The sequence below is a fragment of the Bacillus sp. PPSBB_2 genome (assembly GCF_045291115.1).
Taxonomy (GTDB): Bacteria; Bacillota; Bacilli; order Bacillales; family Bacillaceae_G; genus Bacillus_A; species Bacillus_A cereus.
In genome coordinates this window covers 4,168,020-4,191,572 of record NZ_CP147983.1, presented here as the reverse complement: position 1 = coordinate 4,191,572, position 23,553 = coordinate 4,168,020, and the positions used below count along the sequence as shown (strand labels likewise).

Here is a 23,553-nt window from a genome sequence, read left to right as displayed (position 1 = left end):
TGAGGTGAACAGAAATGCAAAAAATGCAGGAGTCATTTGAAAAACTTGCAGTATTAGATTTCGCGGATGAATATTGCGAAAATCATACATTCAGTAAAGGCGGACAAGTAACTGTAAAGCCCGTAAGAATGATGATTGATAAAAATGATGGTTCGATTTATTGCCCAAGATGCAAAGTGGAGCAGCAGGATTCAATCCTATTTCAGCAAGCCAACAATTACTACAAGAAGATCAATAGAGAACGGCAGAAGAATCTTCTTTTTAAACATAGTGTTATCGAAAATCAATCAATTACAGAATCAAGGTTAGATTCCTATGAAACGGATTGTCCAGAAACAAAAGCAAATAAGAAAAAAGCTTTAGCAATTTTGGAACGTATTAAAAAAGGTGAAACACTAAACGTCTATATTGCAGGAATTCAAGGTGTAGGAAAAAGTCATTTAGCTTATGCAATGTTATACGAACTAGTAAGACACTATTGGACAATCTCTGATGGTGAAGCTCTTAATGATGAATATGCATTCAAGGAAATGAAGAGTTGCTTGTTTGTTGAGATAGAAAAACTAATTCGTTTGATACAAGACTCATTCCGAAATAAAGAGTCGAAATACACGATGGATTATTGTATTAGCTTGATGGTTGAAGCGGATTTTCTAGTTATTGATGACTTAGGGGCTGAAAGTGGTTCTATGAATAGAAACGGAGAAGCTAGCGATTTTGTTCATAAAATACTTTACGGTGTTGCTAATGGACGGCAAGGAGCAAATAAAACAACGATTACTACATCAAATTTAGCAAGCAGACAGCTGTTTCAAAAGTATGATCCGAAACTAGCGAGTAGGTTGTTAAATGGAGTATCAAAAGATGAAACAATCGTGTTTAAAACAACGACAGATAAAAGGATTTTAAATTTAGATATTGGTTTCTAAGGAGGAATAATCATGTGTGTATTATGCCGTAATACAGGAATTATTCGTAAAGAAATTTATCCAGGTGTAGGTCTAACGGAAGGGTGTAATTGTGAAGTAGCAAAGCAACAGCAACAAGAAAATGATAAGCGCTGGGAAGCATGGTTAATAAAATTCGAGTCAATGAAGCAAGAGTTACAACGTAATCAACAACAAAAAGTAAGTTAACAAGGGGGAGTAAGTTGTGAAAAATACAGGTGTCGCAAGAAAAGTGGACGAGCTAGGTCGTGTAGTAATTCCGGTTGAGTTACGAAGAACTTTGGGGATTGCGGAAGGTACATCATTAGATTTTCATGTTGATGGGGAAAACATCGTTTTAAGAAAACATGAAAAGTCATGCTTTGTAACGGGTGAAGTTTCCGAATCAAACATGGAATTGCTAGATGGTCGCATGTTTTTAAGTAAGGAAGGCGCAAGTAAGTTGCTGGGCGTTATTGAGAAGAGTGGGATCGTAAGTGCCTAAACAACTCAATATTTTCGATGTAGAACCGGAAATTTATCAGTTCGATGTAATGAAAGCAAGCGTAAAGAAAGGAAGTGGACGCGTTACATATGCAGATGTACGTGTCCAAGTTCCAAAGGATGCAAAGTGTACGGATGAGTTACCACGTACAACTAAACAAGATGATCGTTATGACATCTTTGAACAGTATGTAATGGCAATTTGGAGATTCCAGCGAGCTGTAGATAAGTTTTTTAATTGGGATACGGCTGAAGAATTGTGTAAGGCAGCAAGGGATAAAAAAGAAATAATTCCGGTGCGGATTTACTTAGGAAGTGGATTCAAACCTGATGTTGTCGAGTACATGCGGTAGTAAAAAGGGAGAGGGACAGATGAAAAAAATAGAAATTGATGTTAGCAGCAACAAACTTTTAATAGTGAAGGACGGAAATGTCACAGCAGTTAATCCACCAATGAGTGGATTCGGTGAACAAGTTGCAGTTTGGATAAACGGTAAAGTTGATCGTGTGGATACTAAGTTTACTGAAAAGATAAAATAATCATTTTTAGAAAGTAGGTTCGCTTATGAGCGTAGCAAGTAATCATGAAGCGATGAAGGAATCAAGATTAAAAATTTACATCGCTTTAGAGGAAGCTAACTTCATTTGGGATGAAAGAGATGTAATTCGTTTTCGTGAAATGTGGAAACAAGGTATGAGCTTGCCAAAGATGGCAAAAGCGTTAAGGAGGCATCAAGCAGAGGTTGCACTCCTTGTGATAGACCAAGCTGATCAGGAATTAATAACAAATCGTCCAATAGGATTAGGGATTTGCTAAATAGGAAGGGGAAATAAAAATGAACTTAACTAGAATATTCGGAATGCAAGAGGTATTGGATACAAGAATCATTAAGGAGCATGGATTAGAGGAACAAAATTTATTCTACAATATGATCCTTGCTTTACAAGTTGAAATTGGAGAACTTGCAAATGAAACAAGATGCTTTAAGCATTGGAGCAATAAAGGACCTAGTGAAAAAGAAATTATTTTAATGGAGTATGTAGATGGATTTCATTTTATAGCTTCATTAGGGAATGGCATCGGATTTAATCCTAATGAATATAGCCTGAAATTATTAGAACATAATGCAAACGTCTATACGGCAAGTACGTTAGTCAATCAATTTAACAATGTATATGAAGGTATATCGGAATTTCGTGCAACTCAAGATATTGAGCTTTATGAAGAATTATTGTACTCGTTTTTAGGATTAGGTAAGAAATTAGGATTCACATTTGAAGAAATTGAACAAGGTTACTACAAAAAGAATGAAGTGAACCACCAGCGCCAGGATAACGGATATTAAGACCAAATTTGAATTTTGTATAAAAACGAGGTGATCGATGTGCATTTAGATATTGCAAGATTTAAAAAGATTGGGAACTTAACAGTTAGGTTTGTAAATGAAAAAGATCAGCTAGAGATTAAGGTTCATATTAATCATCACTATTACAAGGAAGCAAATATTCAAATCAATCAGCAGCTTCTCATCGATAAGGGAGTAATTAAAAAAAGAGGAGCATTAAAACAAGCTCAGAATTGGTTACAACGTAATAAACAGTTTGTTGTGGATGTTATCGATAAACAGTTTCCGACGTTTTGGTGATTTATAACAAAAGCGTTATTTTAATAAAAAATGGGGGAATTAAAAATGACAAAAGTAACGGTTGAATTAACTGCAAAGCAGGCAGAGTTTTTAAAGTTATTTGCTGAAAAACAATACGATGGTGCTGAGGATAATCAATATACATGTGATGCTTTTCATGTAGTTCAGAAGAAAAGAGATCGTTTCATTCCATATAGTGAAGATATTTCACCGTTCTTTGATCCTGATATCTTAAAGTTTTGTGTAGATGAAGAGCATGAAGATTGGTACCAAGATGAGAAGGAAGCAGTTAAGCAACGTTATGAGTGGTTAGATGAAGAGTGCCCACTTGAAATAAACTCGTTTCAAGAATTGCAATATAAACGAGTTACTGGAACAGATGGAGAAGAAAGATTCATTGGTGATTTCGATGATTACTTCAAACATTATGGTGTAGAAACTTATGATATGGCCTGGGTAGAAAAGGAATGGGAAAACGTAGCGTTCTTCTTCATTCTAGAGGAAGCCAAAAAGTATCAAAAGTATCAAGCTCATAATCTAGGTAAATCAAGAATTTATACTTATTCGGCTGGATATGACAATAGAGGCGACTTCGCTCATTTACGTGATCTGTTATTGAAAATGGGACAAGAGTTAAATAAAGAAGCAGTAACTTTCTAACAAAATAGTTATTTTGAAATTAAGAGCGCCTTGGAGAGCGCTCTTCTAACCAAGCTTACATTGAAACAGAAGGTGCGAGATTGCATGCGTATTTCTTTCGTTTTGTGAAATATTTAAACAATAATTTAGTTTAAGACAAAGATAATTTCTAATTAGTAATAGCGATTTGCTTCAGTAGACATGGCAATTGCTTTTGTTTCATGAACTGTACCATATGGATGCACTGGAGGTGCGTATATAGCGTAAATTTTAAGTGGTCTATTCCCCGTATTGATTACATTATGCCATTTTCCAGCAGGTATCATAATTGCATAGTCATCATAGGCCATTTCTTGAAAATTTAATTTATCTTTGCTATCACCCATTTGAACAATTGCCCGACCTTCTTCAATACGTATGAATTGATCAGTTGTAGGGTGTACTTCTAAACCTATGTCATCTCCAACATTAATATTCATTAAAGTTACTTGTAAGTTTTTCCCTGTCCATAAAGCGGTGCGGTAAGTATGGTTTTGTTTAGTGGCTTGGTTAATATTCAATACAAATGGTCTAGCTCCATAATCTGTTAATCTCATATTTCCACAATAAGGATTCCGATTGTGTTCTCGAGCATTATGGTTATTCCAGATACTATTCATTGGGCTTTGACATTGATAATAATAACGTGGATTATGTTGCATATCTAAGCTCCTCTCATGATTTTATCAATTACTTTTTATCTTATGCTGTAGCCTGTTTATAAATTCATAATAAGGGGAAATGGGCAGTCATAAAATAAAGGTTAATAAAGGATGTATTATTGGTATAAAAAACGTAATAAAATCGTTATCTTGTATGGAAGTGAGGTGAAGGCAATGGAGCAATTTTTATGGATAGCCATCTTTATTTTGTTTGGTCACATCATTTGTATAAAGTTGGATTTAAAGCACTCGGAAAAACGTTTAAATACTTATAAGGAAATGCTGGATATACAAAACGAAAAGATTGATGACGTTTGGGAGTATGTTAAGAAACTTTAATCAAAACGCTATTTTGCATAAAAAATCTATTAAAGTGAGGATTAAATTTATGAGTGATTTATTGGTACTTGGTTTAGAGGAAAATCAAGAAAAGGTTGAAAAAATAGTAGAAAAATTAGAGGAAGCTAGAACAATAGCGAGCGAACTAGCTTCAACTAAAATTTACATTCAAGATAATAGAAAGAAAGATTTAGATAGCTACATTGAAGAGTTGAGGGATGATTTTAAAAAAAGCTTTCATCACGAGCCTCAAGGATTTTATTTGGTAGCGGAAGGACAGAATGGACGCTGTCAGATATCTTTGCCTGAAAAGAAAAAGTTTTTCTGGAAGTAATTATTTTCAAAGTATTATTACCTATATTTACATCATCTTTTTCATTGAAATGAAAAAATAAATGCCCCCTTAAGGAAGTATATGGGGGAATATTTATTACAGGTTTTAACCATGTATCATTCATTGGAAATATTAGCTTATGTTCATTTCCACTAAATGAAACGACGCCATTATGTACTTCTTTTCCTGCCTTTGTAGTGATGGAATATTCATCATTGGGCTTACTATAAGAATTAAAGTTTAACTTATTGTTTAAATTGAATTCGATAACGGAAATTGGTAGTGCACTTTCGTTGGTAATAATAACATCTAAAATTACCCTAAAGTCATTGTGCCAATATACATCCGGTGTTTTTAAATCGGTTCTATCAGGTTTAAGAATGAGAGCTACCCAATTATCTCTGAGTTGCCTGCACTTAATACTAGCTCTATTTCTCCGAAAGTTAGCAAGCGTAATTATAAAAGTTGCTAAGGAGATTAAAAAGGCCGCAATCGGTATTATATTTAATTTCAAAAACTCAATTAGTTGGACTATAGATTCATTATTTATAGCAATCATCTCCTTTCATATCATTATACGACAGAGAGGAGGGTGAAACTATTAACTTGTTAGCTGAAATTAGGTACAAGAGTTATAGGTGTTTACAGGATCTAAGATTGTGATCTGGATTGTAAAACATAAAAAATAAAGAATTTTAAAATAAAAATTTCATTTTGTTTTATTTTAAAACCAAAAAAGAGCACTTAATAAAGTGCTCTCGTGACGAGTCTCATTTTATAACGACTATTTTATAAAGAAAGGAGCTCAGCATATTATATGTTAGTCCAGTTAATTGAGTGCTTCTTACAAATAAAGAGCAGCTAGCAAAAGCTAACTACTTGTTTCTCCAAGGGAGAGAGAAGTAGGCCATTAACATGAAGCTGTGCCAATTCATATCCTGTAAGTACTAAATTAATGACGGAGTAGATTGAGAATGGATGATCCGATTAAGGAGATAGTTGGCGCTTGGTTTGTTGCAGTAGGGACAATTATTGCTGCGATTGGGAGTACACCTTTAAAAAAATTGAACAGCGGATTAAGAAAAGACTTGAATGTATGGGGGAATGTATTACAGGCAACGGGGAATGGTCTGGAAGCTGATGGACAAGGAGAAATATCCCTTGAATTGATTGGGAACGAAATCCAATCAATTGGTAATGTAACGGTTCTAACAGGACTCATTATAGAATTTGAAGATGAAACACAGAAAAAATTAGTGATTGCAGGAAATTGGATACAAGCATTAGGTGGTGTTACATCAATAGGTGGGGAAATAGAGGAGAGTTCCAATATAGATGAATCGTATAACATTATCGGGAATTTGTTACAAGCGACTGGTAATTCATTACAGGCAATAGGTGGAATAGATGAATTGAAAGCTAGTCGGGATAAAGTAGAGAAAATTTCGGAAGGCGATGAGGAGGATGGCCAGCTTATAGTGATTACGGGGAGTTGGGTCCAAGCGGTCGGTTCAGTAGTTTCATTAATCGGTCAAATAAGAGAAGAAATCCAAGAGATAGAGGAAAATAATTCATAGAAAACCTAATAAAATAATCCTTTTGTGAGGGAAAGGAATTTATAAAATAGGTACAATTCACATTTTAATTATTTTTGAATGTAATGGTATCAAATTAGTTAAAACGCCCGAAAATGGACAGTAAGGGTGTTTAAAGAGAAGGAGTGATGGGTTTGAATAAGATGAAGAAAAAGAAATTAAAAAAAGCAATCGCTCGTCGTACAAAGGCTGTACAAAAAGAAGAGCAAGAAAGACTAGATAAAGCTTGGAGAAATCTTTTTATACAGCCTAGCATCATGAAATAAATATAGTCCGGCTAGAAAACTAGAGGACACCAATTTTTAGAGCAGCAATGAAGCTGTTTTAAGAAATGGTGTCCTCTTTCTTATTTTGTAAGGGGGATGGAAAAATGAAAGCACTAAGAGATCAATTATGTAAATGGGAAAAACAAACTAAACAAGCAAAAAAGAAAAAAACAAAAGAGAATTTTAGCACGCGTGAAATTGAGGATTTAATGGGGATGCATAGACCTTGTTATGAGCGTAGACGTGGAGCGTTAAGGCAAAAGCAATAAAAAATAAAAGGAGTGGTCTGGAATGACGAAGCAATTATCTTTCTTACCAAAAATCGATAGAGCAGCAACACAAGAGAAAGTAGAGGGTATTCTTGAAAGTGTACGTATATATAAGCAATTTGGAATGATGCGTAAGGAAATGAAAGTCACTTCTTCTTATGAAAGGAGAGAGCATGGTCCTACACATGCAGTTGGCAAACCGTTAGAGGATGTAGCAATCTCTAATATGCAACAAAGTAAGCGGGAAGAATGGTTAGAGAAAATGGCATTTCGAGTTGAACAAGCATTAAATCGATTCGGAAACAGTACAGCTGGAAAAAATCAGAGGGACATTATAGTTAAACGTTATTTAGAAGACGAAGATGTGTGCGATTATATGGTGTATAACGAAATTGGCATGAGTGAACGTACGTATCGACGTGTGAAAGCGAGAGCGTTTTATAAATTGGCCTTTGCTCTTAGAACCTGTCTAGAATCTTTTCAATAAAATTGCCACACCTGCCAATAAGCAACTTTGTCTACTGTTTTCAAGTGTTCGTTCACAGTTTTTCCACAGTCTGCGGTAATTTTCCAACCAAGCAAAAGTTCGCTCTACGATCCAGCGTTTGGGTAACACAACAAACTTGTGAAGTTCCGAGCGTTTGATAATTTCAACTGAACAATGAATCGTTTCTTTTATCGATTGTGCAAATGATGGGCCCGTATATCCACCATCACAAAGTATATTTGTCACTTTGTCCAATGATTTTTTATGCTTTTCACACATTTGGATAGCACCTTCTCGATCTGTTATATTCGCAGTTGTTACTTCAATCGCATGAATGAGACCATTNGATTAGATGAAATAGGAACACATACGTTGAGAAAGACGTACGGGTATCACATGTACATGCAAACGAAAAACATAGCATTACTTATGGAGATATTCAATCATTCGTCAGAAAAGGTCACGTTACGTTATATAGGTGTAAACCAAGATGCAATGGATAAAGCAATGACTAGGTTTAAAATCTAATCATTGCTTTTTTCTTTTTAAATCTATACAGTTACTCATAAATTTCGTACTGTGTAACTCAAAAGAGAAAGTGAAATGAAATCAATGATACCAAGGGGTTTGGTGAAGGGGGCAGTTACACACAATTAAACATATGGGTAATTCATTTGCTGGAATCATAGTATGAAATAATGAATACAAATAAATGTAGAATATAGGGGGAGGAAATCTAATTCATGTTAAATGAAGAATTATTAGAAGCGCTAATTAAATATCGAAGGTTTAACGGGAAAAATCCTGATATCTTACAAGTAAATCCAAGGTATTTTAGAAGCCTTCTAGAAGAATTGAATTATCCAGAGTGGCTTATTAAAAAGAAAGAAGCAGAAACAGGAACGAAAAAAAGTTTATTAGGAGTGGCAGTTGAGCTAACAGATACAGTAGAAAAATTTAAACTATGAAAAAAGTTGGCAGAGTCTTGACCGCTTTTTGGCAGGAAATGTACCGGTTGTTTTGGAATTATCGTGTTATATTTGTATTGTGAGAAGTGGCGGAAAACACAACTCACTATGTTGTTTTTAAATTTCTAAACGGTTCGTAATGACGGCGCATAAAATCCGAAACCAGCAGATGGTAATGATTGAATGATACCCGTTATGAAGGAGAGCTTTTGCTCTTCTTTGAGCTAACAACATCCTAGGTAGATGGAATGAGGGAAACCTGATAAGTTTGCCGATAGTGTCTGTCGTGGTTGTTAGCTGAAAGAAGAATAAAACTTCATTTACCGTAATTTAATTGTAAACAAATAATTAATCTTAAAGCATCCATTTGGGTGCTATTTTTTATTTTAGAGGAGGATGGAGCATGGAATCTATAACAAAAATAATTGCTAATTTAGAAAGAAGTATTAACGATTTACAAAGAGATAATGATGGTATGAAACAAGCATTACTTAATGTTTCAACGAATGTAGAAGCATTGAATAGAAAAGTCAATATGCTAGAAGAAACGTTAGCAACGAAAGCTGATATAACTCATGTTCAACGATAAATCAAACAATCTGGGGAGGATTCACAAAATGGCTAATAACAAATTAATTATTGAGGTCAGCGCTGATACAACCGAAGCACTGGAAGGAATTAAAGAAGTGACTGAAGCTGCAAATGAATGTGCGGAAGCGTTAGAGAAGTTAGAAAAGGTTATGGGTAGGCTTACAAATAAAAAAGATTCTTTATTTATAGAAGTTCCAGTTATTTTAAATGGTAAAGCAATAGCTAAAAAAGTTAGTGAGTTTACTGAAATTAAAGAAAGGTTTTAACCTGAGGTGATAACAAATGAAACTAAATAAACAAGAACAAGCGGTTGCAATTGGTACATTCATTGCAATGCTAGGACAAGACCTTGTAAATGAACGCATCGATAAACAGAAATTAGAAAAGGTACTTCCTATCTTTAACGAAATGCAAGATAATACAACACCAAAGCAAAAGAGAGAAGCAATGATTAGTTTGCTTGGTAAAGCGGTGGATGAATTCTTAGAAAAATAGCCATAAAAAAAGGAAAAGAAACTCGCTTGGGGGGCGAATTACTTTTCCTGATGGCAATGTTAACTCTATTATAACGATTTGTATTTATTTGTAAATATATAATCGGAATATTCTTTTAAAAGAGGTGAGGATAGATGCAAGTCTACTGTTCCAACTGTAATAAAGATTATGATATGCAACCACAAGTAGCACAGCTTTCTAATCGCATTGAGAAGTGTTACTTCACATGTCCTCATTGCGAACATGAGCATGTCGCTGCATATGTGAACGATAAGATTCGTAAGCATCAAGCGGACATAGCCAAGTGTCATGAACGGATTAATAAAAAGAATCTGGCCATCGAGGATGAAATGAAACGATTGAGGAAGAAGCTGGGAGGTAGTTAATTATGATGTGGATATTAGCCTATCTTATTGTAGGTATGATTTATGTTTCTTTTGGTATGCAACCATTTTTACGTAAGTCATTGAAAGATATTGAGGGGGAATCAGAGAAAGAGATCATTACGATTGTCGTAACGCTATTTCTTATTTGTATCTTCACACCTGTTTGGCCAGCGTTGGTAACATTGAAGATTGTTACCAAGTTTAATAAGTATGTAAGTAAGGAGTGAAACGCAATGGTAAGTGAGAGAGCTGAACTTATACAAAAGAAAATAGAAGAAGGGAAGCTAAGTGTCAACGAAGCGAGACTGCTATTAGGTTTGGAACCTATTGAGATTTTAATGAAAGTTGCATGTGAACAAAGCACGATCGCTATGCTAGAGGATTGTAAACAAATGAATGTTGTAAAAGATGAGAACGAACCTTTATTACAAATTGTACTCTCAGATATAGATTCAGTGCCAATAGTTCATTACAAAGGTGAAGAGATTAAAGGGAAAGTAAGGATTAGCTTTGATTGGAAGACAGATGGTCAGTATCATAAGTCAGGTCCTTACATTCATATTGAACATGTACTTACTGATAATAAGCGCTTCAATACTGAAATCATTCAACATAATCATCCTATTGTGGGGTGATATGAATGCCAAGTAAACCATTCAAACCATGCAAGTCATTAGGTTGCAATGAACTAACACGGGATAAGTATTGCGCTAAACATATCGAGAAGGAAAAAGAAACCGTAAGATATTATGACAAACATATTCGAAACAAAAGTTCACGTTCATTCTACAACTCAAGATTGTGGAAGGATATACGTGAGCTTATTTATCGTAGAGATCATGGCTTATGTGTTCAATGTAGAAGCAATGACATCATTAAGATAGGAGATGTAGTCGATCATATCATTCCGATTCGTATTGATTGGTCCAAACGATTGGAACCGACTAATCTACAGACGCTTTGCCATGCTTGCCATAACAAGAAAACAAAAGAAGATGAGAAGAAAAACAAAAAATAATTCGAAAGAAAAAATTCATAAGCACCCCCCCACCATGAAAAAGCAAAAGGCGACTTCCTGGAGACCGCCGCCTAGCTTTCCGTGCAAAAAGTTCGTTTTATTCCATAAAAGGGGGTTCAGCCGAGGGAGGTGGTTCACATAGGAAGGAAAGAGAAACCGATTCATTTGCATTTATTAGAAGGTAATACAAATCGATTGACAAAAGATGAAATTGAGCAGCGATTAAAAGCCGAAAAACAGTTACAAGCAAAAAAGGACAAGGTAAAACCACCAACGTGGTTAGATTCAGTTGCAAAGAAAGAATTTAGACGGATTGCTGGTGAATTACTAGAGCTAGATGTTATTACAAACATAGATGTGAATGCATTAGCAACGTATTGCGATGCTTACTCTGACTATGTTGAATGCACCAAAATTATCCGAGAAGAAGGACTTCTTGTTGAATATACAAATAAGGCAGCTGAAACCAATAAAGTTCCCCATCCACTACTTACAAAGAAGAAGCAATTGCATGAACAAATGAAGGCTTTGGCTGTTGAGTTTGGTCTTACACCAAGTGCAAGAGCGAAAATTGTCATTCCAAATAGTAAACAAGGTCCGAAAACAAAGGTAGAAAAGGAGTTTGACGTATAACATGATCAGACAATGGATGTTGGACTACTGTGATGATGTACTAAATGATGAAGTTGTTGCTTGTCAGAAGCATAAACAGGCTTGTAAACGATTTTTAAGAGATATTGAGCGTGAAGGATCTGAAGATTTTCCATATGTTTTTAAGGAAGAAAAAGCACTTCGTTTCCTAAAGTGGATGTCTCTTTTTAAACATACAAAAGGAAAATTAGCAGGTCAGAGAATTGAACCACATTCGATACAAATTTTTGTATTTAGCAATATTTACGGATGGGTTCATCGTAATACAGGATTAAGGCGATTTAAAAAGGCGTATTGGCAAGTTGGACGTAAAAACGCAAAGTCTCAATCTTTAGCGTGTGTAGGCTCTTATGAAGCAATGGCATTTGGTGAAAATATGTCAGAAGTCTACATTGGCGCTACGAAAACAGAACAAAGTAAAATTGTCTGGAATGAAATTAAAGCACAAATGAATGGATGTGAGGATTTAAAAGGAAAGTTCAATATTGCGTATGGGAAAATTGAACACCTTAAAACGGATTCTTTTATTTCAGCGCTATCAAAAGATGCTGGGAAATCTGGTGATGGACTGAATGTTCAGTGCGGAATTATTGATGAATATCACGCGCATCCTACTTCTGAAATTTATGATGTTCTGGTGTCAGGTTCGGGCGCTCGTCCGAATCCACTCATGATGATTATTACAACAGCTGGTTTCAACTTGAGCCATCCTTGCTATCGTGTGGAGTATCAATATGTTTCTAAGATTTTGGACCCTAATATTGATATTGAAAACGAAGAATATTTTGTCATGGTTAATGAATTAGATAAGGATGATGAAATTACGAATCCTGAAGTCTGGGAGAAAGCGAATCCTATTTTATGTAGTTATGAAGAAGGACAATCTTTCTTAAAAGGAGAATTGCAATCAGCATTAGATGTCCCAGAAAAAATGCGGAATTTCCTGACTAAAAACATGAATCGTTGGGTGGACATGAAAGAAAATGGGTACATGGACATGCAAAAATGGAAAAATTGTAAAGAAACTGTGGAATTATCCGAATTAAAAGGATTGGAATGTATAGTAGGTGTCGATTTATCAGCAAAAATTGATTTAACAAGTATTTCATTCGAGTTTAAAAAAGATGATAAGTATATCGTGTTAAGTCATAGCTTTATGCCGGAAGATACGTTAGCTGAAAAGAGACAAACGGATAAAGTGCCTTATGATTTGTGGGTACAACAAAAATGGATTACCACAACACCGGGTGCGGTAGTTGATTATGAATTTATCAAAACACATATTAGAAATATGGAAAAAGACCATAAATTTAAGATTAAAGAAATATGTGCGGATCCTTGGAATGCAACGCAATTCATGCAAGACATGGAAGCGGAAGGGTATACGATGATAGAAATACGCCAAGGGATGGCAACTTTATCAGGTCCTACCAAAGATTTTAGAGAACAAGTGTATTTAAAGAAAGTCATCCACAATAACAATCCTGTATTAAATTGGGCAACGAGTAACGCTATAACAAAACAGGATGCGAACGAAAATATTATGTTGGACAAGTCAAAAGCAACAGAAAGAATCGATCCGATTGCGGCTGTCATTAACTCACATGTTCGTTGTATGCTGGGTTCTGGTAAGGTAGACTTAAATTCCTATATTTTAAGTCAAGATTTCTCATTCTAGGAGGAATGACATGCGGTTTTTATTATTTTTCATCAGTATTTTAGAAGATATTCTATTGATTACGGGGTTGTCCATTATTGTTGGGACGACTTTTTTTATGAATCCGATTTACGGCTGGTATCTGTTAGGGGTTATTCTCACAATGTTGGGGGTGGTAATGATAAGAAGATAGAAGGGAGGTGAAATTTTTGATTTTTCGGCAATTATTTAGAAATCAGGATACGACAGATTTAAAAAATCCTTCTCCCTGGTTTAAAAGTTTATTTGGCTATCAAGCCGCAAGCGGTGAAAAGGTAACGGTTGAGTCCTCTTTAGGTGTTCCGACGGTTTATCGGTGTATTAACATCCTTGCAAATAGTGTTGCGATGCTTCCGTTTCAAACATTTAAAAAGACAGCGAAGGGAAGAGAACGGGATAAGGCACATCAAGTATCGTTTGTTCTAGAAAGAAGACCAAATCCTTATCAAAGCCCATTTAAATTTAAACATTTAATTGAAACACATCGTAATACATGGGGAAACGCCTATATTAATATTCATTGGGGTGTGGATGGAAGACCAAAAGAATTATGGGTATTAAATCCGGCTGTTACAACGCCCACTGTGGACTTAAAGACCAATAAACTATGGTATTTTACGAGTTTGCCAGACGGTACACCTATAAAAATACCTGATGATGACATAATCCATCTTACTACATTGTCTACTGATGGTTTAAGGGGGAAACCTCCTATTCAAATTGCAAGAGAGTCTATAGGGAGCTCACAAGCAGCTCAAAAGTTTAAAGGTAAGTTCTTCACAAACGGGGCAGCGCATAGTGGGATATTAAAAACAGAACAACCGTTAAATAAAGAGGCTAAAAATAAACTTCGTGATGCCTGGGAAGAAGCAAATACAGGTCTAAATAATGCGCAAAGGATAGCCATTTTAGATGCTGGTTTAGAATTTGAGAAGGTTGGAATGCCTTTAAAAGATGCCCAATTTATTGAAGGTATGAAATTTGATAAGGGCGAGATTGCAAATATCTTTAATATTCCTTTGCACATGATTAATGAGTTAGATCGTGCTACTTTCTCCAATATTGAGCAACAAGCGTTGGATTTTATTCAAAATACATTGAGTCCAATTCTTATTCAATATGAAGAAGAGTTTTCTTATAAATCATTTTCGTTTAATGAACAAAAACGATATTACTTAAAGTTTAATTTAACAAGCTTATTACGTGCTGATTCTAAATCACGAGCAGAATTCTACAAAATTATGTTAGATGCTGGTGCATTTTCAATTAATCAGGTGTTGGAACTGGAGGATATGGACGGGATTGGGGAATACGGTGATAAACACCGTGTTGACTTAAACCATGTATCTATTGAAATCGCAGACGAATATCAATTGGCAAAAGCTAATGGAGGAGTTTTACAGAAGGGAGATGAGGACGATTAAAGACGTATTTACAATTAAAAATCAAACAGATTCTTCAGCTGATCTATTCATTTATGGTGACATCATAAACAATACCGGATGGAAATGGGACGATTCCGATGTGATGCCGGATGATGTGAAAAATATTTTAGGGCAGTTGGATGATAAAAGTAATTTAAATATCTATGTAAATAGTGGTGGTGGTTCTGTATTCGCTGGTTTAGCTATTTATAACATGTTGAAGCGTAATAAAGCGCAAAAAACTGTCTATGTGGATGGAGTTGCAGCATCTATTGCTTCTGTAATTGCATTAGCCGGTGATCGTGTTGTCGTTCCTTCTAACGCATTCTTAATGATTCATAAACCATGGACTGTTGGTGTAGGGAATGCAAATGACCTTCGTAAAATGGCAGAGGACTTAGACAATATTGAGTCAGGTATCATGAATGTATACAAAGAAAACTTAAAAGAAGGCATTGAAATTGAAGAAATTCAACAATTAGTAGATGCTGAGACTTGGTTAAGTGGTGAAGAAGCTGAAAAATACTTCGATATTGAAGTTGTGGAAGCAAAAGAAGTTGCCGCTTGTATGAGCGATTACTTTGATAAATATCAAAAAACACCTAATAAAGTAGTTGCAAAAGCTCCATTTATTCCAAAGAAGGACAATAATGAACAATTAAAAATTCAAAATGCACTAGACCTGTTAGAACTATAGGTCTATTTTTTGTGCCAATACAAGGAGGAAATACCGAATGGATAAACGTGAACAAGAATTAAGACAGAAAGTTGCTGATTTGAAAGCGAAGGGGGGAGAGTTTAATAACAGCGGTAAATATGAGGATGCAAAGGCAAAAATTGAGGAAGCGAAAAACGCGAAAAATGAATTGGATAACTATCTAGCAATGATGCAAATTCAAGTTTCTGACCCTGTAAATTCACAAGCAAAAGTTTTGCCCCCATCATCAGTTAAAAATGAAGATTCATCGTACAAAGAAGTATTTATGAAAGCTATCCGTGGTCAAAATTTAAGTCATGAAGAAGCAAGCGTTATGCAGGAATACAAAGCGGCCTTATCTGAGAATACAGGTAAAGATGGCGGTTATATTGTTCCAGAAGATATTACGACAACGATTAATCAATTAAAACAAACGGTTGATAACTTAGAGCAATATGTAAATGTGCAACCTGTTTCAACGAATAAGGGAGCTCGCACATTAGAAAAACGTGCAGCATCTACACCTTTCGCTCCATTATCTGAATATGGAAACCCAAATGCAATGCAAGAAATTGCTTCACCACAATTTGATCGTTTGCCGTATGTGATTGAGGATTATGCAGGATTTCTACCTGTACCAAATGATTTATTAAATGATACGGATCAAGCGCTAGAAGCTTATTTACGTCAGTGGATTGCGAAGAAATCTATTGCAACTCGTAATTATTTAATTTTACAAGAAATCAACAAATTAACAAAAGTTGATTTAAAGGATTATAAAGGCATTAAAACAGCATTAAATGTCACATTAGACCCAGCTTTCTCGGCTGTAGCAAACATTATTACAAACCAAGATGGGTTCAATTACTTAGATCAATTAGAAGATAAGGATGGTCGTCCACTTCTTCAACCAGATCCAACAAATCCAACTCGTAAGTTACTGTCAGGAAAGCCAGTTATTGTTTTATCTAATAAGACAATTGCTACAGATAAAGATGGTAAAGCACCATTTATTATTGGGGACCTGAAAGAAGCAGTTGTGTTATGGGATAGACAGCAGTTATCGCTTGATATGACAAAAGAGGGTGGAAGTGCTTGGAGAGGCAATACAACAGAATTCCGAGCAATTGAACGTGAAGACGTTACGTTATGGGATACAGAAGCGGTTGTATATGGTCAAATTACAGTTACGGCCAAAGCTTAATGATGTAGGAGGGGTTCTTCTTGGTACTAACATTAGAAGAAGCAAAAAAGTATCTTCGTGTGGATGGGGATGAGGAGGACGATCTCATTACATCTTTCGTAATAGCAGCTGGAATATATATTAAAAATGCTACAAGTAAAAATGTAGATTTAAAGAGCGAGCTTGCTAAATTAGCAGCTCGTATTTTAATTGCTCATTGGCATGAAAATCGTGAAGCAGTTGGAAAGGCTGAACAATTAGCATTTAGTTTGCAGTCGATATTAGTTCAGTTGCAATATTGTGGTGGTGATTCAAGTGAATCCAGGTAAATTAGATAAACGTCTTACATTTCAAGTGAAAGACGAGGAAGCAAAGAGCCCGGACGGTGATCCAATAGAAGGTTACAAGGATTCCTTTACTGTATGGGGCTCTTTTATTTTTTTAAAGGGAAGAAAATATTTTGAAGCAGCGGCAGCTAATAGCGAAATTCAAGGTGAAACAGAAATCCGATATCGTGCTGATGTGAATGCTGATATGAAGATTAAATATAAGAACGTAATGTATGACATTGTATCAGTTATTCCAACTGAAAAACACACTTTATCAATCATGTGGAAGCGTGGTGGAATGAATGGCTGATGGTGTTGATTTTTTAGGTTTTGATCGCCTGATATCTGAATTAGAGCAAATGGGTTTACGTGGAGAAAAGATTGAGGATAAATCCCTTGCAGCAGGCGGCGAGCCTATTCGAAAGGCTATTTCTGAAAGAGCGCCAAGAAGTGATAGTCCTAAAAGAGCAACGAAAAGTGAACCGTGGCGTACAGGACAACATCTAGCTGATAATATACGAGTTACAAAAGCTAAAATGGAAGGTGGCATAAAAACGATTAAAATCGGGATAGATAAAGCAGATCGCTCTCCATTTTTCTACGGAAAGTTCTTAGAATGGGGAACGTCTAAAATGCCAGCAGAGCCATTTATAGAACCAGGTTTTCATTCTTCAAAAGAAGCAGCAATTCGTGCTATGACAGACATCTTGAAGAATGAAATGAGGTTGAATGTATGATAAATTTACGACCTGAAATCGTGCAAGCTCTTGAAAATAATCAGGAGCTTGTTCCCTTATTAGGCGGAAGACGTGTTTATTATCGTAAAGCTAAAAATGCTGAAAAGTTTCCGCGTATTACGTTTTTTGAACTAGACAATAGACCAGATGGATTTTCGGATAATGAAGAAAGTGAAAGTGAAATCACATTTCAAATCGATATTTGGTCAAAAGGTAGTACAACAGCAATCCATCAAAAAGTAAATGAAATCATGAAAAGTATTGGTTTCTCACGTTATGCGGTTGCTGATTTATATGAAGATGATACACAAATTTTTCATTACGCGATGCGATTCGCAAAAGGAGTGGAGTTATAGATGGCCGGAGAAGTGATTAAAATTAGTTCAACTGTCGGTGTAGATAGCCTTGTTTATGCCAAGTTATTGAAAGATGATGCAACAGGTGTTGACTATAGTGCAGTGAAAGAAATGGAAGGCGCTGTAAAGATTAAAACTTCTAAAAAGGTAGCTTCGGAGATTATGTGGAGCGATAATAAAAAATCAGAAATTGCTGAGTCTGATGGGGAAGTAGAAGTAGAGATTGAACTTCGTAGTATTTCATTATCAACCAAAGCAGATATTGAAGGGTATCCAGAAGTGAAAGACGGTGTGTTAGATGAGAGACGCGAAGGTGAAAAGCCTTATTTAGCAATCGGATGGCGTTTCTTAAAGGCTAATGGAAAATATCGATATGTTTGGTTATTAAAAGGGAAGCTTTCACAAGAGGAAGAAGAAGGCGAAACGAAGAAGGATAAGCCTAACTTCCAAACAACCAAACTCAAAGGTTCATTTATTGAGCGTGATTTTGACGATAGGCCCAAATTTACGGCAGATGCTGATGAACCTACATTTACAAAAGCTGTGGGAGATAATTGGTTTAAAAAGGTGTATGAGAAGCCTGTAGTACAACCACCAGCAGGAAAGTAGGAGGGAGCAAAAGCTCTCTCTTTTTATTAACTACGAGGAGGAATAGCTATGAAACTAACTTTACAAATTGATGGGGAAAAGAAAACTTTTCATTTACCGGAATTCATTCCAGCTCGTTTAATCCGTCAGGCGCCTGAGCTTGCTGATATTCCAAACAATCCAGGTCCTGAGGATATGGATAAAATGGTCCAATATGTAGTAAAAGTTTACGGTGAACAATTTACATTAGATCAATATTGGGACGGCGTGGATGCTCGTAAATTTTTATCTACAACTTCAGACGTAATTAATGTAATTATCAATGCAACTGTGGATGCGGCTGGTGGTACACCAGCAACTGGAGAAGAAACAAACCCAAACGTGTAGAGGGAGGGGGGCTAACGTTCAGTGAGTTTATGGACGAACTCTACCTCTCTTTATTACGTCAGGGGTATAAACACCATCATATTGATAACGAAATGGATATCTGGCATTATTTAAGGCTAAACCAAAAATATCGTGAACAAGATCATTCAAATAGTGGAAATCAGAATTCAAATGAAATGGAAGTTCCAGCAGAAAACATTATCTAATAAGGGGGAAGATGATGGCGAATGAAATGAATAATTTAGTCGTTAGGCTGTCCCTTGATAATGTGAATTTTCGTCAAGGTATAGCCAATTCAGGTCGTGCGGTTAGGACATTACAGAATGAGCTGAAATCTGTAAGTACAGGAATGGGTGGCTTCGCAAATGCTAGTCAACAAACGCAAGCAAAAATGAATACACTCAGCAGGCTTATTGAGGCGCAAAAAGAAAAAGTTAGAGCTTTGCGACAAGCCTACGATCAAAATAAGGCTAAGTTAGGTGAAAATGATGCAGCAACCCAGCGATATGCTTCGCAAGTGAATAAAGCAGTTGCTGATTTAAATAGATTTGAAAATGAATTAAAGCAAGTAAACCGTCAAGCTGAACAAAAAGGGATGGATAAGTTAAACAACTCTTTAAAATCTCTACAGGCTGAATTTCAGTCTATTACAACAGGCATGGGCGGTTTTTCTAATGCGACAGAACAAACACGAGCTAAAGTAGATGTTTTATCTCGTATGGTAGATAAACAAAAAGAGAAGATCAGGGAACTTCAACAAGCCTATAATCGTGCCAAAACTGAAGAAGGTGAAGCAAGTCAGTCAGCGCAGCGGTACGCCGAACAAATCCATCGAGCAACAGGTGAACTAAATCGATTTGAAAACGAATTACGTCAGTCGAACCATGAATTAGAACAACAAGGAAATCGTTTATTAAACTTCGGTACTCGTATGGAGACGTTAGGTAATCATTTGCAGAATGCTGGTATGCAAATCGGTATGGTGTTTGGCGGAATGACTTACGCAATAGGTCGGGGTTTAAAATCAGCTGTAGAAGAATCCATGAATTTTGAGCAACAAATGGCCAATGTGAAAGCTGTGTCTGGCTCTACTGGAGAAGAAATGAAGAAATTAAGCGAATTAGCTGTCAACATGGGAGAAACAACAAAATACTCTAGTGTTCAAGCAGGACAAGGTATAGAGGAATTAATAAAAGCCGGAGTTAGTTTAACAGATATAATAAATGGTGGGTTAGAAGGTGCTCTTAACTTAGCGACAGCAGGAGAACTAGAATTAGGTGAAGCGGCGGAGATTGCATCCACAGCCTTAAATGCATTTAAAGCAGATCATCTTTCTGTTGCGGATGCAGCAAATATTTTATCTGGAGCCGCTAATGCTTCAGCGACAGATGTACGCGAATTAAAATACGGTCTTTCAGCTTCTTCAGCAGTAGCAGCAGGAGCTGGGATGACATTTAAAGATACAGCTACAACTTTAGCCGTATTTGCTCAGAATGGGTTAACATATAGCCCCGTTGCGACGAGATTCGCAACGTAAAGGACGTGAATTGCTGGGAAGCTAAGGTTACATAACTATGCTAATCAGCAGCCGAGTTATTTAGGAATAAATGAAGGGTTCAGAGACTAGGGTATGGAGTCCAGAACGGACAGTAAAACCCCACGAGCGCGTCCCATCCTAACGTGTAAGGCGAGGATGATGATATAGTCCGATACTCCAGTGAAAATTGGAGAATATGAGATAAAGAGCTCATATATAACGAATGTAAAAGGTTCTGATGCAGGTACTTCACTAAAAACAATGCTTATGCGCTTAAATCCAACGACAAAAGAAGCATATAATCAAATGAGGGATTTAGGATTAATTACTTATAATGCACAAGCTGGTTATGATTTTCTTGTTAAAAATGGTATACAACCAGCTTCAAGGAGCGTCGGTGATATTGAGCAAGCTTTAGAAGGCTATGTCATGAAAATAGAAGGTGCGAAAAAGTGGAATGACAAGTGCGATACAACATTCCGTGAATTAGCTACAAGTTCGGCTTTCTTATCTTCAAAATTCTATGATCAACAAGGACATATTCAAAGTCTAGAAAATATTTCAGGAACACTTCATGAATCAATGAAAGATTTAACAGACCAGCAACGAAGTATGGCTTTGGAAACGTTATTCGGATCGGATGCTGTACGTGGTGCAACGATTCTTTTTAAAGAAGGTGCAAATGGGGTAAATAGTATGTGGGATGCCATGTCAAAAGTGACAGCAGCTGAGGTTGCAGCCACTAAGATTGATACATTAAAGGGACGTCTTACCTTACTAGATTCAGCGTTTTCGACAATGAAAAAGACAATTGGTGATGCGCTTGCCCCTGTGGTTAGTGTTTTTGTTGCTGGATTGCAGAGGCTTGTAGATGGATTTAACTCATTACCAGGGCCAGTACAAAAGGCCATTGCAATTACAGGTGGTATTGTTCTTGCGCTAACAGCGGTTGCTACTGTTATTGGAGTAATAATGGGGGCAATCGGTATGGTTGTTTCTGGTATTGGTTCTTTAGCGATAGCAATGGGTGTAGCTACAGCAGCTACTAGTGTAACGGGTGCAGTTTTAGGAATATTAACCGCAGTTTTAGGACCAGTAGCAATTGCTTTAGGTGTGGTAGCGGCCGCTGTTGGTGTTGGTGTTCTAGCGTATAAAGGGTATCAAAAAGCAACTGAAGACAGTATTGCTTCAGTGGATCGCTTTGCTACAAATACAGAAGGGAAAGTAAGTTCTTCTACAAAGAAAGTTCTTGGTGAGTATTTCAAGCTATCTGATGGCATTAGACAAAAGTTGACTGAAATTAGATTGAACCATGAAGTGATAACAGAAGAACAGTCGCAGAAGTTAATTAGCCAATATGACAAGTTAGGTAACACGATTATAGAAAAAACAAATGCAAGACAACAAAAAGAAGTTGAGGGACTTAAAAAGTTCTTTGCGGATTCTTATGTGTTAACCGCGGAAGAAGAAAATAAGCGGATTGAACAAATGAATCAACATTACGAACAAGAAAAGTTAAAAACACAAGAAAAAGAAAATAAAATCAAAGAAATCATTCAAACAGCAGCAAATGAAAAGCGTGACTTTACTACATCTGAAAGAATTTCTTTACAGGCTTTACAAGATGAAATGGATCGGACAGCTATTCAGCACATGTCTAAAAATCAAATGGAACAAAAAGTTATTTATGAGAATATGCGTGTACAAGCGAGTGAAATTACAGCTAGACAAGCAGCAGAAGTGGTTGAAAATAGTGCAAAAGCAAGAGATAAAGTGATTGAAGATGCGAAAAAGACTCGTGATGATAAAATTGCCTATGCGATACGCTTGCGGGATGAGTCAGGAACACTGAATAAAGAAGAAGCGGATGCAGCTATTGCAGAAGCGAATCGTCAATATAATAGCACTGTTTCAACAGCAAGAGATAAGCATAAGGAAATTGTGAGTGAAGCAAAATCCCAAGCTGGGGAGCATGCGAATCAAGTAGATTGGGAAACTGGACAAGTAAAATCTAAGTTTGAAGTTATGAAAGATGATGTTGTTCGAAAAATGAAAGAAATGGGTTGGGATGTTTCCAATAAATATGACGAGATGAAAAATGCAGCCAGTAATAAAGTAGAAGAAATCAAAAATACTGTTTCAAGAAAATTTGAGGAACAGAAAAAAGCTGTTAAAGATAAAATGTCAGAAATAAAACATGACATTGAGGATAAGTGGAATACAGTCGAAAAATTCTTTAGTACTATAAATCTACGTTCCATCGGTAAATCAATTATAGAAGGGCTTGGTAAAGGATTAGATGATGCTTCAGGCGGTCTGTTCAGTAAGGCAGCGGGAATTGCAAATGACATTAAAAAGACTATTTCTGGAGCTTTAGAAATTAATAGTCCATCTAAAGTGATGATTCCAGTCGGTAGCGCAGTACCAGAAGGCGTTGGGGTTGGTATGGATAAAGGGAAACGTTTTGTTGTGGATGCAGCAAAAAATGTAGTTGGAACTGTTAAAAAACAAATGAGTAATATGCCATCTGTTTTTGATTTGGGATTCCAAACTGCGCATTATAGTATCCCGCATAATGCACTGGGTGATTTTAATGGGTATACGCAACCACAATCACTTTATAACAACGCACCTACAGCAAAAACTATGTTCTCGGATAGATCAGGTAGAGAACAAGAATTGAATGTAACGGTAAATATGACAAACGTTTTAGATGGAAAAGAATTAGCGAACGGAAGTTACGCATATACGACAAAGCTTCAAGATCGTGAACAAAAAAGAAGAGCGGAATTTTAAGGGTGGTG

The 23,553-nt window shown here is 36.2% G+C and carries 35 protein-coding genes and 4 pseudogenes; 37 read left to right on the top strand and 2 right to left on the bottom strand.

The window, feature by feature from the left end; translation table 11 throughout:
• Nucleotides 1–14: 14 nt before the first annotated feature.
• The 9 genes from V6946_RS20875 to V6946_RS20835 are packed head-to-tail and all read left to right on the top strand — an operon-like array spanning nucleotide 15 to nucleotide 3,736.
• Nucleotides 15–929, top strand: a complete 915-nt coding sequence (locus tag V6946_RS20875; protein WP_366981341.1) for an AAA family ATPase — start codon at nucleotides 15–17, stop codon at nucleotides 927–929.
• Between the two features lie 12 nt (nucleotides 930–941).
• Nucleotides 942–1,136, top strand: a complete 195-nt coding sequence (locus V6946_RS20870; protein ID WP_366981340.1) for a hypothetical protein — start codon at nucleotides 942–944, stop codon at nucleotides 1,134–1,136.
• A gap of 16 nt (nucleotides 1,137–1,152) precedes the next feature.
• Nucleotides 1,153–1,431, top strand: coding sequence for an AbrB/MazE/SpoVT family DNA-binding domain-containing protein (locus tag V6946_RS20865; protein WP_366981339.1), 279 nt, complete (start codon nucleotides 1,153–1,155; stop codon nucleotides 1,429–1,431).
• A complete protein-coding gene (locus tag V6946_RS20860) occupies nucleotides 1,424–1,783 on the top strand; it encodes a cell division protein SepF (RefSeq protein ID WP_366981338.1) in 360 nt (119 codons plus the stop codon). The genes V6946_RS20865 and V6946_RS20860 overlap by 8 nt, the downstream gene beginning before the upstream one ends.
• A 19-nt stretch (nucleotides 1,784–1,802) precedes the next feature.
• Nucleotides 1,803–1,970: a DUF3954 domain-containing protein gene (locus tag V6946_RS20855; RefSeq protein WP_000717825.1), complete on the top strand. Its 168-nt coding sequence runs from the start codon at nucleotides 1,803–1,805 to the stop codon at nucleotides 1,968–1,970.
• 25 nt (nucleotides 1,971–1,995) lie between these two features.
• Nucleotides 1,996–2,247: a hypothetical protein gene (locus tag V6946_RS20850; protein ID WP_000109543.1), complete on the top strand. Its 252-nt coding sequence runs from the start codon at nucleotides 1,996–1,998 to the stop codon at nucleotides 2,245–2,247.
• Nucleotides 2,248–2,266: 19 nt separating this feature from the next.
• Entirely contained in the window at nucleotides 2,267–2,776 is a 510-nt protein-coding gene (locus V6946_RS20845; protein ID WP_098995645.1) for a dUTP diphosphatase, read from the top strand.
• 39 nt (nucleotides 2,777–2,815) lie between these two features.
• The gene (locus tag V6946_RS20840; protein ID WP_366981337.1) at nucleotides 2,816–3,076 is read left to right on the top strand and encodes a hypothetical protein; all 261 of its coding nucleotides are present in this window, start codon (nucleotides 2,816–2,818) and stop codon (nucleotides 3,074–3,076) included.
• 45 nt (nucleotides 3,077–3,121) lie between these two features.
• Nucleotides 3,122–3,736: a hypothetical protein gene (locus V6946_RS20835; RefSeq protein WP_366981336.1), complete on the top strand. Its 615-nt coding sequence runs from the start codon at nucleotides 3,122–3,124 to the stop codon at nucleotides 3,734–3,736.
• 152 nt (nucleotides 3,737–3,888) lie between these two features.
• Here V6946_RS20835 and V6946_RS20830 read toward each other — a convergent pair whose 3' ends face one another.
• Nucleotides 3,889–4,416, bottom strand: a complete 528-nt coding sequence (locus tag V6946_RS20830) for a cupin domain-containing protein (RefSeq protein ID WP_366981335.1) — start codon at nucleotides 4,414–4,416, stop codon at nucleotides 3,889–3,891.
• A 111-nt stretch (nucleotides 4,417–4,527) separates the two neighbouring features.
• Here V6946_RS20830 and V6946_RS20825 point away from each other — a divergent pair, with 111 nt between their 5' ends.
• The 6 genes from V6946_RS20825 (at nucleotide 4,528) to V6946_RS20800 (ending at nucleotide 7,706) form a co-directional block, all read left to right on the top strand.
• Nucleotides 4,528–4,755, top strand: a complete 228-nt coding sequence (locus tag V6946_RS20825) for a hypothetical protein (RefSeq protein WP_366981367.1) — start codon at nucleotides 4,528–4,530, stop codon at nucleotides 4,753–4,755.
• A gap of 49 nt (nucleotides 4,756–4,804) precedes the next feature.
• Nucleotides 4,805–5,089, top strand: coding sequence for a hypothetical protein (locus tag V6946_RS20820; RefSeq protein WP_366981334.1), 285 nt, complete (start codon nucleotides 4,805–4,807; stop codon nucleotides 5,087–5,089).
• A 974-nt stretch (nucleotides 5,090–6,063) separates the two neighbouring features.
• Entirely contained in the window at nucleotides 6,064–6,666 is a 603-nt protein-coding gene (locus V6946_RS20815; protein WP_366981333.1) for a DUF6944 family repetitive protein, read from the top strand.
• Between the two features lie 152 nt (nucleotides 6,667–6,818).
• Complete coding sequence (locus V6946_RS20810; RefSeq protein WP_142326415.1) at nucleotides 6,819–6,950, top strand: DUF3983 domain-containing protein; 132 nt, start codon at nucleotides 6,819–6,821, stop codon at nucleotides 6,948–6,950.
• A 104-nt stretch (nucleotides 6,951–7,054) separates the two neighbouring features.
• Complete coding sequence (locus V6946_RS20805) at nucleotides 7,055–7,219, top strand: hypothetical protein (protein ID WP_366981332.1); 165 nt, start codon at nucleotides 7,055–7,057, stop codon at nucleotides 7,217–7,219.
• 22 nt (nucleotides 7,220–7,241) lie between these two features.
• A complete protein-coding gene (locus tag V6946_RS20800; RefSeq protein ID WP_366981331.1) occupies nucleotides 7,242–7,706 on the top strand; it encodes an ArpU family phage packaging/lysis transcriptional regulator in 465 nt (154 codons plus the stop codon).
• Here the strand turns inward: V6946_RS20800 and V6946_RS20795 are convergent.
• Nucleotides 7,689–8,048, bottom strand: a pseudogene (locus V6946_RS20795) (transposase); the annotation flags it as partial. The gene V6946_RS20800 and the pseudogene V6946_RS20795 overlap by 18 nt on opposite strands.
• Nucleotides 8,049–8,054: 6 nt before the next feature.
• Between V6946_RS20795 and V6946_RS20790 the strand changes: the two are divergent.
• From V6946_RS20790 to V6946_RS20685, 22 genes and pseudogenes are all read left to right on the top strand, one after another.
• Nucleotides 8,055–8,234 (top strand): annotated as a pseudogene (locus V6946_RS20790) (tyrosine-type recombinase/integrase); the annotation flags it as partial.
• Between the two features lie 215 nt (nucleotides 8,235–8,449).
• A complete protein-coding gene (locus tag V6946_RS20785; RefSeq protein WP_197262840.1) occupies nucleotides 8,450–8,674 on the top strand; it encodes a hypothetical protein in 225 nt (74 codons plus the stop codon).
• Between the two features lie 403 nt (nucleotides 8,675–9,077).
• The gene (locus tag V6946_RS20780) at nucleotides 9,078–9,263 is read left to right on the top strand and encodes a hypothetical protein (RefSeq protein ID WP_366981701.1); all 186 of its coding nucleotides are present in this window, start codon (nucleotides 9,078–9,080) and stop codon (nucleotides 9,261–9,263) included.
• 28 nt (nucleotides 9,264–9,291) lie between these two features.
• Nucleotides 9,292–9,531 (top strand): hypothetical protein, encoded by a 240-nt coding sequence (locus V6946_RS20775; protein WP_060851849.1) that lies wholly within the window; start codon nucleotides 9,292–9,294, stop codon nucleotides 9,529–9,531.
• A gap of 16 nt (nucleotides 9,532–9,547) precedes the next feature.
• Entirely contained in the window at nucleotides 9,548–9,760 is a 213-nt protein-coding gene (locus V6946_RS20770) for a hypothetical protein (protein ID WP_366981702.1), read from the top strand.
• A 134-nt stretch (nucleotides 9,761–9,894) separates the two neighbouring features.
• Entirely contained in the window at nucleotides 9,895–10,146 is a 252-nt protein-coding gene (locus V6946_RS20765; RefSeq protein ID WP_088025207.1) for a hypothetical protein, read from the top strand.
• 2 nt (nucleotides 10,147–10,148) lie between these two features.
• Nucleotides 10,149–10,373: a hypothetical protein gene (locus tag V6946_RS20760; protein ID WP_088025208.1), complete on the top strand. Its 225-nt coding sequence runs from the start codon at nucleotides 10,149–10,151 to the stop codon at nucleotides 10,371–10,373.
• A gap of 6 nt (nucleotides 10,374–10,379) precedes the next feature.
• Nucleotides 10,380–10,781 carry a hypothetical protein gene (locus V6946_RS20755; protein WP_088025210.1) on the top strand — a complete coding sequence of 134 codons (402 nt, stop codon included), beginning with the start codon at nucleotides 10,380–10,382 and terminating at the stop codon, nucleotides 10,779–10,781.
• Between the two features lie 5 nt (nucleotides 10,782–10,786).
• A complete protein-coding gene (locus V6946_RS20750) occupies nucleotides 10,787–11,164 on the top strand; it encodes an HNH endonuclease (RefSeq protein WP_366981703.1) in 378 nt (125 codons plus the stop codon).
• Nucleotides 11,165–11,293: 129 nt separating this feature from the next.
• On the top strand, nucleotides 11,294–11,797 hold the full coding sequence (locus tag V6946_RS20745; protein ID WP_406622109.1) for a phage terminase small subunit P27 family: 504 nt from the start codon (nucleotides 11,294–11,296) through the stop codon (nucleotides 11,795–11,797).
• A gap of 1 nt (nucleotide 11,798) precedes the next feature.
• A complete protein-coding gene (locus V6946_RS20740) occupies nucleotides 11,799–13,493 on the top strand; it encodes a terminase TerL endonuclease subunit (protein WP_366981706.1) in 1,695 nt (564 codons plus the stop codon).
• Between the two features lie 188 nt (nucleotides 13,494–13,681).
• Complete coding sequence (locus V6946_RS20735) at nucleotides 13,682–14,935, top strand: phage portal protein (protein WP_366981707.1); 1,254 nt, start codon at nucleotides 13,682–13,684, stop codon at nucleotides 14,933–14,935.
• Entirely contained in the window at nucleotides 14,922–15,632 is a 711-nt protein-coding gene (locus V6946_RS20730) for a head maturation protease, ClpP-related (RefSeq protein WP_366981708.1), read from the top strand. The genes V6946_RS20735 and V6946_RS20730 overlap by 14 nt, the downstream gene beginning before the upstream one ends.
• A 37-nt stretch (nucleotides 15,633–15,669) precedes the next feature.
• Complete coding sequence (locus V6946_RS20725; RefSeq protein WP_366981709.1) at nucleotides 15,670–16,836, top strand: phage major capsid protein; 1,167 nt, start codon at nucleotides 15,670–15,672, stop codon at nucleotides 16,834–16,836.
• A 20-nt stretch (nucleotides 16,837–16,856) separates the two neighbouring features.
• Nucleotides 16,857–17,144, top strand: coding sequence for a head-tail connector protein (locus V6946_RS20720; RefSeq protein ID WP_366981710.1), 288 nt, complete (start codon nucleotides 16,857–16,859; stop codon nucleotides 17,142–17,144).
• Nucleotides 17,131–17,454, top strand: coding sequence for a phage head closure protein (locus V6946_RS20715; protein WP_015382490.1), 324 nt, complete (start codon nucleotides 17,131–17,133; stop codon nucleotides 17,452–17,454). Before V6946_RS20720 ends, V6946_RS20715 begins: the two co-directional genes overlap by 14 nt.
• Nucleotides 17,447–17,881: an HK97-gp10 family putative phage morphogenesis protein gene (locus V6946_RS20710; RefSeq protein WP_366981713.1), complete on the top strand. Its 435-nt coding sequence runs from the start codon at nucleotides 17,447–17,449 to the stop codon at nucleotides 17,879–17,881. The genes V6946_RS20715 and V6946_RS20710 overlap by 8 nt, the downstream gene beginning before the upstream one ends.
• Nucleotides 17,878–18,237, top strand: a complete 360-nt coding sequence (locus V6946_RS20705; protein WP_366981714.1) for a DUF3168 domain-containing protein — start codon at nucleotides 17,878–17,880, stop codon at nucleotides 18,235–18,237. The genes V6946_RS20710 and V6946_RS20705 overlap by 4 nt, the downstream gene beginning before the upstream one ends.
• Nucleotides 18,238–18,846, top strand: a complete 609-nt coding sequence (locus tag V6946_RS20700) for a major tail protein (protein ID WP_000896770.1) — start codon at nucleotides 18,238–18,240, stop codon at nucleotides 18,844–18,846.
• A gap of 48 nt (nucleotides 18,847–18,894) precedes the next feature.
• On the top strand, nucleotides 18,895–19,212 hold the full coding sequence (gene gpG / locus V6946_RS20695) for a phage tail assembly chaperone G (RefSeq protein WP_366981715.1): 318 nt from the start codon (nucleotides 18,895–18,897) through the stop codon (nucleotides 19,210–19,212).
• 220 nt (nucleotides 19,213–19,432) lie between these two features.
• Nucleotides 19,433–20,746: pseudogene (locus V6946_RS20690) on the top strand (phage tail tape measure protein); the annotation flags it as partial.
• A gap of 228 nt (nucleotides 20,747–20,974) precedes the next feature.
• A pseudogene (locus tag V6946_RS20685) lies at nucleotides 20,975–23,545 on the top strand (phage tail tape measure protein); the annotation flags it as partial.
• Between the last annotated feature and the right edge of the window lie 8 nt (nucleotides 23,546–23,553).